9 protein-coding genes are annotated in these 11,833 nt (G+C 65.1%); 4 read left to right on the forward strand and 5 right to left on the reverse strand.

Annotated elements, in window-relative coordinates:
• Positions 1-75: 75 nt before the first annotated feature.
• From PI87_RS08235 to def, 4 genes are read right to left on the reverse strand one after another with little or no spacing between them, the layout of a single operon-like run.
• Positions 76-735, reverse strand: coding sequence for a LysE family translocator (locus PI87_RS08235; protein WP_039597226.1), 660 nt, complete (start codon positions 733-735; stop codon positions 76-78).
• A 38-nt stretch (positions 736-773) separates the two neighbouring features.
• Positions 774-1,760: a methionyl-tRNA formyltransferase gene (gene fmt, locus PI87_RS08240; RefSeq protein ID WP_039597227.1), complete on the reverse strand. Its 987-nt coding sequence runs from the start codon at positions 1,758-1,760 to the stop codon at positions 774-776.
• 54 nt (positions 1,761-1,814) lie between these two features.
• Entirely contained in the window at positions 1,815-3,803 is a 1,989-nt protein-coding gene (locus PI87_RS08245) for an ArnT family glycosyltransferase (protein WP_442965459.1), read from the reverse strand.
• A 52-nt stretch (positions 3,804-3,855) separates the two neighbouring features.
• Positions 3,856-4,371, reverse strand: coding sequence for a peptide deformylase (def, locus tag PI87_RS08250; RefSeq protein WP_039597229.1), 516 nt, complete (start codon positions 4,369-4,371; stop codon positions 3,856-3,858).
• A 251-nt stretch (positions 4,372-4,622) separates the two neighbouring features.
• On the opposite strand from def, the gene PI87_RS08255 reads away from it, so the two are divergent.
• The 4 genes from PI87_RS08255 to PI87_RS08270 all read left to right on the forward strand — a co-directional run bounded on the left by PI87_RS08255 (position 4,623) and on the right by PI87_RS08270 (position 10,372).
• On the forward strand, positions 4,623-5,807 hold the full coding sequence (locus PI87_RS08255) for a LysM peptidoglycan-binding domain-containing protein (RefSeq protein WP_039597230.1): 1,185 nt from the start codon (positions 4,623-4,625) through the stop codon (positions 5,805-5,807).
• Between the two features lie 22 nt (positions 5,808-5,829).
• A complete protein-coding gene (gene dprA, locus PI87_RS08260) occupies positions 5,830-7,038 on the forward strand; it encodes a DNA-processing protein DprA (RefSeq protein ID WP_039597231.1) in 1,209 nt (402 codons plus the stop codon).
• Between the two features lie 59 nt (positions 7,039-7,097).
• Positions 7,098-7,487, forward strand: a complete 390-nt coding sequence (locus PI87_RS08265) for a thioredoxin family protein (RefSeq protein ID WP_039597232.1) — start codon at positions 7,098-7,100, stop codon at positions 7,485-7,487.
• 242 nt (positions 7,488-7,729) lie between these two features.
• The gene (locus tag PI87_RS08270) at positions 7,730-10,372 is read left to right on the forward strand and encodes a DNA topoisomerase III (RefSeq protein WP_039597233.1); all 2,643 of its coding nucleotides are present in this window, start codon (positions 7,730-7,732) and stop codon (positions 10,370-10,372) included.
• A 74-nt stretch (positions 10,373-10,446) separates the two neighbouring features.
• Here PI87_RS08270 and PI87_RS08275 read toward each other — a convergent pair whose 3' ends face one another.
• Positions 10,447-11,385: a LysR family transcriptional regulator gene (locus tag PI87_RS08275; RefSeq protein ID WP_039597234.1), complete on the reverse strand. Its 939-nt coding sequence runs from the start codon at positions 11,383-11,385 to the stop codon at positions 10,447-10,449.
• Positions 11,386-11,833: the final 448 nt, after the last annotated feature.

Consider the following 11,833-nt stretch of genomic DNA (forward strand, 5'->3'; position numbering starts at 1 on the left):
TCGCGATAATCGCTGAAAATTCAAGGGTTTGTGCGATGCTTGCGCGATACTTTGCCGCAGATGACGCTTGACGCATCAACGGGTGGTGAACGCCAGTCGCGCGCCCAGCCCGATGAACGCCGTGCCGACCACGCGATCGAGCCAGCGCTTGATGCCAGGCTTGCCCGCCACGCGGCGTGTGACGCTGGCCGCCACCCACGCCACCATGCTGTTCCACACCGTCGACATGGCGATGAACACCACGCCCAGCGCCAGGAACGCCGCCGCCTTGTGGCTGGCATGCGGATCGACGAACTGCGGGAAGAACGACAGGAAGAACAGCACAACCTTGGGGTTCAGCACATTGGTGAGGAAGCCCTGCATGAACAACGCCTTGAGTGGGCGTGGGCGCTTTGCGGCTGCGGCCTGTTCAGCGCTTTCAGCGGGTGCGTCATCGCGCTCGGGCGGTGTCAGTAGCATGCGGCCGCCCAGGTAGATCAGGTAGCACGCGCCCACCACTTTGATGACGGTGAAGGCCACGGTAGACGCCGCCAGCAGCGCCGTCAGCCCGAACGCCACCGCCAGCACGTGCACGCAGCAGCCGGCCGACACGCCCAGGGCCGACATCAGCCCGGCCACCCGCCCCTGCGACACGCTGCGCCCAACGATATAGGCCGTGTCCGGCCCGGGCGTCACGTTCAGCAGAAACACCGCCAGCATGAAAAGCGGCAGGTTGACGATGCCCAGCGTGGTCATGGCGAGGTCCTCTATATAGATAGGGGTTTGGCGACGGTTCAGGTACGTGAGGCGAAGCGCTGGCCCGGCTGGATCGCCAGGCCCTGCAGAAACTCGCGCGCGGGCAGGCGTTTGCCGCCCGGCTTCTGCAACTGTGTCACGCGCAGCGCACCGGCGCCACAGGCAATCGTCACGCCGTCGGCATTGGCGGCGAGCACGGTGCCGGGTTCGGTAGCAGCCGGCTTGTCGGCCAGCGCTTCGGCCTGCCAGAATTTGATCGTCACGCCATCGAGCGTGGCTGACGCACCCGGAAACGGGTTGAACGCGTGTACCTGGCGCAGCAGCGCAGCGGACTGGCGCGACCAATCGAGTGCGGCTTCGTCCTTGGCGATTTTCTCGGCGTAGGTTACGTCTTCGGTCGGTTGCGGCGTGGCGGGCAGCTTGCTGCCGTCCTGCGCCAGCTTGGTCAGCGCGTCCACCACCATGCGCCCACCGAGCGCGGCCAGTGTGTCGTGCAGCGTGCCCGTGGTGTCGGTCAGGCCGATGGGCGCGTGCTCCATGCTGATCATGTCACCGGTGTCGAGGCCTGCATCCATCTGCATGAGCGTGATGCCCGATTCCGCATCACCGGCCTCGATGGCTCGGTGGATGGGGGCCGCGCCCCGCCAGCGCGGCAGCAGCGATGCGTGAATGTTGATGCAGCCGAAGCGCGGCAGATCCAGCACTTCCTGCGGCAGGATCAGGCCGTAGGCAGCCACCACCATCACGTCGGGGCGCTGCGCGGCCAGCACGTCGATGGCCTCGGCGGCTTCCTGCGGATACTTGCCCGTGCGGCGCAGCGACGGCGGCTGCAGGATCGGCTCGAACCCATGCGACACCGCGTACTGTTTGACGGGACTCGCCTGCAGCTGCATGCCGCGCCCGGCTGGACGGTCCGGTTGACTCAGTACGGCAACGATTGGGAAGCCGGCCTGGTGGATCGCCGCCAGGGCGATCTGCGCAAATTCAGGCGTGCCGGCAAACGCTACGCGAAGGGTGGACGTCATGGAGCAGAGAGCGGAAAAGGAAAACGCGCTACACGACAGCGTAGCGCATTGGACTTAGCGGCCGCGATGCGGCGTATCGGTCAGTGGGACGATGGGCTCGGGCGGCGGCAACGTCTCGGATACGCCATTGCTGCGCCGCTGGAAGAGTGAGAAGGTTTCGTTGGTGTCGCCGGGGCGGCTGCCGCGCCACACCATTTCCCAGTTGTCGCCCTGAGGGCGGCGTCGGCTGTGCTCCGGCCGTTTTTCGAGCACCAGCATCAGGTCGCAGGTACGCGCGGTCGGGTTGGGGCGGTGATCGTCGCCTGCGCCGCTGTGGCCGAGCAGCCACTTGACCGGGCGCACGCCGGTTTCGTAGTGCATCAGCGCGCGTTCGCTCTCGCCCATGCCGCGCGTGGCCACGCAGATCTGCGCGGATTCGAGCACGGGTTTGATCGCCTGGAACAAGGGGCGGTAGCTACGCGCGTCATCCACCCAGGGCATCAGCAGTGTGCCGAGCAGGCCCCACACCATGCCAAGACCAGCGGCCCACGCCACCACACCCGAACGCGCGGGCCGCAACCACACGCAGATCGCCCACAGCACGGTGATGCCGGCCGCCGCCAGCACCGCGATCGGGTGCAGCAGCATGTCGTAAGGCAGCGGCAGCACGCGGCCAAGCATTTTGGCCAGCCAGCCCGGCAGCGACTGCCCGCCATTGGTGACGAGCGTGGCCCACACGCTCCACACCACCAGCCCCAGCGCACCAAACACCGCCACCGACAGCGCCCAGGCGCGCGCACGCCACGCCGGCGGGATCAGCAGGAGCATCGGCGCACCCAGCAGAACCAGCGCCGGTTGCAGCGGCATCAGGTACACATCGCGCAGCACGGCCGAGCGCAGCACCACGGCAATCGTCACAAGCACGAACAGCGCCACCACCAGGTGCCCCTGATACGGCAACAGCCAGGCTGCGCGCGCGCCACGTCCACGTTGGCGCACCAGCTTGTAGAGCGAGATGCCCAGCACCGCCAGTGCCGGCCACACCGCCGGCGTGCCGGTCAGCAGGATCGAGCGGACGGTGGTGACGAGTGATCCGTTCTCACCGCCCAGATGCGAGAACCCGAAGAAGCGGCCAAGGTTGTTGACCCAGAACCACTCGATGAACAGGTCCGGCGATTCGTGCCAGAAGATGGCAGGCCAGATCACCAGCCAAGGTAGCGCCGCCAGCAGCGACAACCCATAGAAACGCCATGCCTGGCGATTGCGGAAGTCTGGCAACAGCGCCATCGCGGCCAGCAAGGTCAGCGCGAACAGGCCCGGTACGAGCACACCCTTGCCGAGGAACGCCACGCCAACGCCCGTGCCGAACCACAGCGCCGGGCGAAGCACGTCAACGCCGTGTACGCCGCCTGCCTCATTCGCCTTCACATAGCGCACCAGGCCATACAGTGCGATGGCGGTGCCGGCCAGTTGCGGCACGTCGGCAATGAATTTGTGGACATGCTCGACCAGCCCGATGCAGCCGGCGAACAGCAGCAATGCGCCCAGCGCGTAGTCACGAAACGCTGCGCTGCCGGCATCCAGCCCGGCGGTACGGCGTTCGGACAGTGTCAGGCCGGGGCGACCGCGTGCCAGGTGTGCCCCCACGCGCATGCGCCAGTCGCGAGCCTCGCCGCGCAGCAGGCGCGCCGCACGCCAGATCGCCAAGCAGGTCAGCGCCATCCAGAACAGCACGGCCAGACGCACCGCTTCGTGCGGCGGCAGATCCGGCACGGCCAGCGCGGCCAGCGCGCCGGTCCAGTACATCAGCGGGGGCTTCTCGACGAACGGCTCAAAGGCGACGTTGGGGATCACCCAGTCGCCGCGCTCGATGATGTTGAGCACCACGCCAAACGAGTACGGCTCGTCGGCTTTCCACGGCGCGCGCCAGAACGTGCCCGCAACAAAGTACGCGCACACCATTAGCACGACGATCACGCGCCAGTGCCGCACCAGCACGGCGGTGAGGCTGCGCGCGCGCGCGTCCGGGCCTGCCGTATTTGCGTTCGCGGGTCCGGTCGACATCAGCGGGAGGGGGTGAGCGCGCGCGTCAGCGTCAGGTGGCATGAACGTGCGATCAGCGCTGGTGCTCCAGATCGCGCTGATGCTTCTTGAGCTTGGAGCGGATGCGCGTCTGCTTGAGCGGCGACAGATATTCGACGAACACCTTGCCCATCAGGTGATCCATTTCATGCTGGATGCACACGGCCAGCAGGCCATCGGCTTCCAATTCGAAGGTTTCGCCCTTCTCATTCAGTGCGCGCACGCGCACGCGGTCGGGCCGCTCAACCTTGTCGTAAATCTCGGGCACGGACAGGCAACCCTCGTCCCAGACCTTGCGTTCATCGCTTGCCCAGACAATCTCCGGGTTGATGAACACGCGCAGTTCATCGCGCGACTCTGACACGTCGATGGTGATCACGCGCTCATGCACGTCGACCTGCGTGGCAGCCAGGCCCACGCCCGGCGCCTCGTACATGGTCTCGGCCATGTCGGCAGCCAGTTTGCGGATGCGGTCGTCCACGTTGGCGACCGGTTTCGCGACCTTGTGCAGCCGCGGATCAGGGTATTGCAGGATATTCAGTAGGGCCATGATGCTTGGCAACAACGGTTGCGGAAGGCCACGCTAACGAGGGGTTGCCTTCAATTGCGATCGCTTGGAATGTCATGCAGAATCGGGGGCGCTATCCGCCACATGGCTTAGGAAAAAGCCTGACGAATGTTCGATGTCATACCCCTCTTGCTGCAACGCTCCGAAGCGTGCAGCGGCAGCGGTCAGGCGTCGGGCAGCACGCGGACCACTCGCCGATTCTTCATAGAATAATGCGCCATCGTAACACACCGATGCTTATCAAGCCCGCTACGCAACCTGCCACGAAAGCGCGCCAGTCTTACGTTTGCGCCCTGTCTGCGGTTGCCGCGGCAACGCTGTTTTGTGTCGGCGCCGCACATGCTGCCGAGCGCACTGTCTCTCCGGCGCAACAAGCGCAGGCCACAGTCGCCGCACAGGCCGGCATCCCTGAATCCGAACTCGCCGCCAGCGCGCCTGCGCAATACACCGTGCGCCGTGGCGACACGCTGTGGGCGATCTCTGGCAAGTTCCTCAAGCGGCCGTACCGCTGGCCCGAACTGTGGGGCATGAACCGTGAGCAGATCCGCAATCCGCACCTGATCTATCCGGGTCAGGTGCTCTATCTGCATCACGCCAACGGCCGCGCCTGGCTGTCGAGCTCGCCGGCTTCGGCGGACGGCAGCACGGTGCGCCTGTCGCCGCACACCCGTGTGTCGGGCCAGGACGACGACGCCATCTCCAGCATCCCCGCCTCTGTCATCGAGCCGTTCCTGACGCAGCCGATCGTCGTGGATGAAGAAACGCTGGCCACACCGGCGCGCATCTTCGGATTGCTGGAAGGCCGCGTCTACCTGGGCAAGGGCGAAAGCGCCTACGCCCGCGGTCTGCCCGAGGGCGCTGCCGGCCAGGCAGGCACCGAGTGGCAAGCCTATCGTCCGGTCAAGCCGCTCAAGGACCCGGTCACCGGCAAGGTGCTTGGCTACGAGGCTGACTTCCTCGGCACGCTGCGCGTGGTACGAGCAGCCACCGGCCCGCAGGCAGTGACCAAGATGGAAGCGCTGACGTCCAAGGAAGAAATGGGCGTCGGCACGCAACTGATGCCGTTGCCGCCGCGCGTGCCGGTGCGCTATGTGCCGCATGCGCCGGAAGGCGATGTGCATGGCGTGGTTGCCAAGGTCACGGGCGGTGTGCGCTTTGGCGGCCCCGACCAGGTGGTTGTGCTGAACATCGGCAGCCAGCAAGGGCTGGAGCCCGGCCACGTGCTGGCGCTGTCGCGCGCGGGTACGGTCGTCAAGGATCGGACCGCCGGTGGCGAAGCCGTGCAACTGCCGGAAGAGCGCTACGGCATGGCGTTCGTGTTCCGCGTGTTCCCGCATGTGGCCTACGCGCTGGTGACGGACTCGTCGAACACCGTAGAGGTGGGTGACGCGGTCGATAACCCAATGACGCAACCTTGAGCGATCTGACCGCAGTCCTGATTTGACCGATGCCTCACAGGTCGCGGCGTGTGCCGCGACCGACTCAACCGATTCCCTCTCCTGCACACGCGACCCGGCCGAGCTGGCCGCGTGGCTGCGTCTGACAGAAACCCCCGGTGTCGGCCCTGTGGCCGCGCGTCAGTTGCTGGCGGCCTTTGGCCTGCCGCAAGACATCTTCGCCCAACCGTATTCCGCGCTCGCTAAGGTGCTGCCCGAGCGGCACGCGCGCGCGCTGTTGGCGGCGCCGGACGAGGCGCTGGCCGCACTCATCGAACGCACCGTGGCATGGGCAAACGAGCCCGGCAATGCCGTCTTCACGCTGGCCGATCGAGGCTATCCGCCCCGCTTGCTGGAACTGACCGATCCGCCGACCGTGCTGTACGCCAAGGGCGATGTGTCGCTGTTGCGTGCGGCGGCAGTGGGCGTAGTGGGCGCGCGCAGTGCTACGGCGGCGGGTATCGACAACGCGCGGGCGTTTGCGCAGGCGCTGTCTGCGGCGAGCGTGACGGTGGTCTCCGGCTTGGCGCTCGGCATTGATGCGGCGGCACACGAGGGCGCGCTGAACGGGCCCGGCAGCACCATCGCAGTGGTGGGTACGGGCCTCGATATTGTTTACCCGGCGCGCAACCGGGCGCTGGCGCACCGCATTGCCGAGGCCGGGGTCATCATCTCCGAGTACCCGCTTGGCATGGGCGCGCGGGCTGAGAACTTCCCGCGCCGCAACCGCCTGATTGCCGGCCTTGCACGCGGGTTGCTGGTGGTGGAGGCTGCAGCGCAGTCCGGCTCGCTCATCACCGCGCGGCTGGCCGCCGAGCAGGGGCGCGATGTCTTTGCGATTCCTGGTTCGATTCACTCGCCGCTGGCCAAGGGCTGCCATCTGCTGATCAAGCAGGGTGCCAAGCTGGTGGAAACCGCTGCTGACATCCTCGATGAACTGGGCTGGGGGCGTGCCGTCGCACCGGCCAAGCGAGCTGCTCGTGCTGTGCCCGCTGAGGACGCCGCCATTGCACCGGCACCGGTCGCGCGCCCTGCGCCCAGTGCCGCTGAAACTGCGCTGCTGGATGCGCTTGGTTTTGATCCCGTCGATCTGGATACCTTGTGCGAGCGCACCGGCCAGGCTGCCGCCGCGTTGTCGGCGCAGCTTCTTGCGCTGGAACTGGACGGCCGTGTGGAACGCCAGCCTGGCGGGCGCTTCCTGCGGCTTCCTTGAAAGCGTGCCTACAATGGGCGCGACCCATTCGCTGACATTGCCGCCTACCGCCATTGTTTATGCCACTGCTTTCGCCAGACACTGAAGCCGCAACCCTGCACATGCACATGCGTACGGGGCAGTTGCTGGTGGCGTGCCTGTGCGCCGAGTGGTGCGGCACCTGCCGCAGCTATCGCACGACGTTCACCGAGTTGGCGGCGCGGCACCCGGAATGCTGTTTCGTCTGGGTCGACGTGGAAGACCATGCCGACGCCCTGGGCGATTTCTACGTCGAAAACTTCCCGACCCTGCTGATCCAGCGCATGGACGATGCCGGCGATGTGTTGTTTTTCGGCCCGGTCTTGCCGCATGCAGGTGTGGTGGAAGGCATGCTTTCGCGTGATTTGCGCGCCGCACCAACCGTGACGGCGGCACCCGACTTGCGTGGCTGGCTGCTGCAATTGGCTTGATGGTGCGCCTTGACAACGCAAGGCGATGTCTGCGTCACTCTATTGCACCTGAAAAGGAACCGCGCTTATGATTGGCGGCCAAAATCGGGGCAGACTGCCCGGACGCGCGCTCTGACGGGCGCCGGAAGCACTTGAAGTCGGCAGGCGTTGCCATAAGACTCTAAAAAAACCACGCGAACGGTCGCTATAGAAAAGCGACTTCTTGTTTATCTGATTACTTGCGATCGCCAGGATCCGCTCACATGTCCAAGGCTCTCATCATTGCCGAAAAACCGTCGGTCGCCGCTGATATCGCGCGCGCGCTGGGTGGCTTCACCAAGCACGACGAGTACTTTGAGAGCGACGAATACGTCCTCTCCTCGGCGGTTGGCCACCTGGTCGAGATCGCCGCCCCCGACGAATACGAAGTCAAGCGCGGCAAATGGAGCTTCACCCATCTGCCGGTGATCCCGCCACACTTTGACCTGCGCCCGATCGCCAAATCCGAATCGCGTCTGAAGGTGCTCACGCGCCTGATCAAGCGCAAAGACGTGACCAGCCTGATCAATGCGTGTGACGCGGGGCGCGAAGGGGAGTTGATCTTCCGCCTGATCGCGCAGCACGCGAACACCAAGCTGCCGATCCAGCGTCTGTGGCTACAGTCGATGACGCCGCAGTCCATCCGCGACGGCTTTACCAAGCTGCGCAGCAACGAAGACATGATGCCGCTGGCCGATGCCGCCCGTTGCCGTTCCGAAGCCGACTGGCTGGTCGGCATCAACGGCACGCGCGCCATGACCGCCTTCAACAGCAAGGGCGGCGGCTTCTTCCTGACCACCGTGGGCCGCGTGCAAACGCCGACGCTTTCGATCGTGGTGGAGCGCGAAGAGAAGATCAAACGCTTCGTGCCGCGCGACTACTGGGAAGTGCGCGCCGAATTCATCGCCGCGGCAGGCCTGTACGAAGGCCGTTGGTTCGACCCGAAGTTCAAGAAGGACGAGTTCGACCCCGAGCGTCGCGACTCGCGCCTGTGGAGCGAGGCCGAGGCCAAGAGCATCGTCGCTGCATGCCGCGACAAGACAGGCACCGTCACTGAAGAGTCGAAGCCGTCGACGCAGATGTCGCCGGCGCTGTTCGACCTGACCAGCCTGCAGCGCGAGGCCAACGGCCGCTTCGGCTTCTCGGCCAAGAACACGCTGGGCCTGGCGCAGGCGCTGTATGAAAAGCACAAGGTGCTGACGTATCCGCGTACCGATTCGCGCGCGCTGCCCGAAGACTACATGGGCACGGTCAAGCAGACGCTGGACATGCTGGGCGAAAGCTCGCCCAACTATCTGACGCATGCCAAGAAGATCCTCGCCAACCAATGGGTCAAGCCCAACAAGCGGATCTTCGATAACAGCAAGATCAGCGATCACTTCGCCATCATCCCGACGCTGCAGGCCCCGAAGAACCTGTCGGAGCCGGAGCAGAAGCTGTATGACCTGGTGGTGCGCCGCTTCCTGGCGGTGTTCTTCCCGGCGGCCGAATACCAAGTCACCACGCGCGTGACCGAGGTGGCCGGCCATCACTTCAAGACCGAAGGCAAGGTGCTGGTGAACCCGGGCTGGCTGGTCGTGTACGGCCGCGAGGCGCAGGGTGAAGACGCCAACCTCGTGCCGGTCGCCAAGGACGAAAAGGTCAAGACCGACAAGGTCGAGCCGGTGGGCCTGACCACCAAGCCGCCCGCACGCTACAACGAAGCGACGCTGCTCTCGGCCATGGAGGGTGCCGGCAAGCTGGTCGACGACGACGCGCTGCGCGAAGCCATGGCCGGCAAGGGCTTGGGCACGCCAGCCACGCGCGCGGCCATTATCGAAGGGTTGCTGACGGAAAAGTACCTCGTGCGCGAAGGCCGTGAGCTGATTCCGACGGCCAAGGCATTCCAGCTGATGACGCTGCTGCGCGGCCTGGGCGTGGAAGAACTCACACAGGCCGAACTGACCGGCGGCTGGGAGCACAAGCTCTCGCTGATCGAACGCGGCCAGCTCGAGCGTGACGAATTCATGCGCGAGATCGCGCAGATGACGCAGCAGATCGTCAAGCGCGCCAAGGAATACGACAGCGACACCATCCCCGGCGACTACGCGACGCTGGCCACGCCGTGCCCGCAGTGCGGCCACGTGGTCAAGGAGAACTACCGCCGCTTCGCGTGCAGCCACTGCGACTTCTCGATCAGCAAGATCCCGGGCGGCCGCCAGTTCGAGCTGGACGAGGTGGAAGAGCTGCTGATCAACAAGACCATCGGCCCCCTGCAGGGCTTCCGCAGCAAGATGGGTCGGCCGTTTGCGGCCATCCTCAAGCTGGCGCAGGAAGACGGCCACTGGAAGATGGAGTTCGACTTCGGTCAGAACGACGAAGACGACGGCGAGCCGGTCGATTTCTCCGGCCAGGAAAGCGTCGGCCACTGCCCGAAGTGCAACGGCAGCGTCTACGAGCATGGCCTGAAGTATGTGTGCGAGAACGCCGTGGCGCAGCCCAAGACGTGCGACTTCACGACCGGCAAGATCATCTTGCAGCAGGAGATCAGCCGCGAGCAGTTGGCCAAGCTGCTGACCGACGGCAAGACGGATTTGCTGACTGGCTTCAAGTCGGCGCGCACGGGCCGCAACTTCAAGGCGTTCCTGGTCAAGCAGCCGGACGGCAAGATCGGCTTCGAGTTTGAGCCGCGCGGCGAAGGCAAGGGCAAGCCCGGCGCCAAGACTGCAGCCAAGAAGACGACGGCCGCGGCCAAGACCCCTGCTGCCAAGAAGGCCCCGGCCAAGACCGCTGCCAAAACGGCAACGAAGACTGCGGCCAAGAAAGCCCCGGCACGCAAGAAAGCCGCCGAAGCAGAGACCGACGAAGAAAGCACCAGCGAAACCTGATCACGGTTTCGCGGGCACCAACGCAAACGGGAGGACAATGTCCTCCCGTTTTGTTTGGGCAATGCGCTTGCGGCTTACGCGGCTTCGCTCAGGCCCCGGCCGGCGCGCTCCTCGTTGTGCTTGACCTCCATCGCCTGGGCCAGCATGTAGTCGATGAATGTGCGTACCTTCGTCGGCAGGAATTTGCGGCTCGGATACACCAATGAGAGCGACCGGTGCGGCAGCTTGTACTGCGGCAGCACGCGCACCAGGCGCCCCGATTCCAGATCCGGCCGCGCCATATACGACGACAGAATGGCGATGCCCATGTCGGCCAGCACGGCGCGGTGCATCAGCTCTGCGTTGCTCGTCACCAGCGACGGCTGCACCGGCACTGAAATCGCCTGCCCGTCGGGCGTGCTCATCTCCCACTCGTGGCGCAGTTGCGGGTGCCACATGGCGATCACGCGGTGCTCGGCAATGTCTTCCGCGCGCTGCGGCGTGGAGTGCTGGCGTAGGTAGGCGGGCGTGGCGGCCATCACCATCTCGGCGGAAATCATGCGGCGCGCCACCAGGTGTGAGCCCAGGCCCAGTTCCGACACCATGATGCCGACGTCGCGGCCGTCTTCAACGATGTCGATCGGGCGATCGGACAGCGCCACGTCAAACGTCACTTCGGGGTAGAGCTGCTGGAAGCGCGCCAGCAACATCGGTAGCACGTGCAGCCCGAACATCACCGGCGCGACGATGCGTAAGCCGCCGACCAGCGCCTGGCTGCGCGAGGTGGCGAGCGATTCGGCCTCGTCAATGTCGAGCAGGATCTGCGCACAGCGCTGCAGATAGGTTTCGCCCACATCCGTCAGCGACAGGCTGCGCGTGGTGCGGTTGAGCAGGCGCGTGCCGAGGTGCGCCTCCAGATCGGCCACGTAGCGTGTGACCACGGCATTGCTCATCGACAGATGCTGGGCCGCCCGGGCGAAGCTGCCAAGCTCCACCACCTTGGAAAACACCCGCATCGACTGCAAACGATCCATTCCAGCCTCTCACATGATTTGTTGTCAAAAATAGAACAAATCTGCTGTGGCGGCAAATTTTTAATGTTGTCTGCGCAATTCACTGTCCAGGCCGAATCATGAGATGTGAGTACACGCTTATTCTGGGGTGACCGTGCCGTTTACCCTTCACGGGCATTGTTGCCGAGGCGGAGTATCCGCCTTCTCCCTGATTGACGTCGCGGCAAGTTTGCGCCGAGACTCTATACCGAACGGTAGATTTTCTCGGGATCTGTCTTGCGTGGGGTCACGTTTCGCTCCGGTTGCGGGTGGAACATTGTCTTGCGCAAATCGATACGGCGACCGCAAGGCGGGCTCGTCATACTCGAACGATGGATGCAAAGAAACCTGCCCCGCATGAGCGCCCCGAGACGAGGGCAGCCATCACGGCCAAGACATCGCCCCGCGATGGCGAGAGCCGAGGAGACAC

The sequence above is a fragment of the Ralstonia sp. A12 genome (genome assembly GCF_000801955.1).
Taxonomy (GTDB): domain Bacteria; phylum Pseudomonadota; class Gammaproteobacteria; order Burkholderiales; family Burkholderiaceae; genus Ralstonia.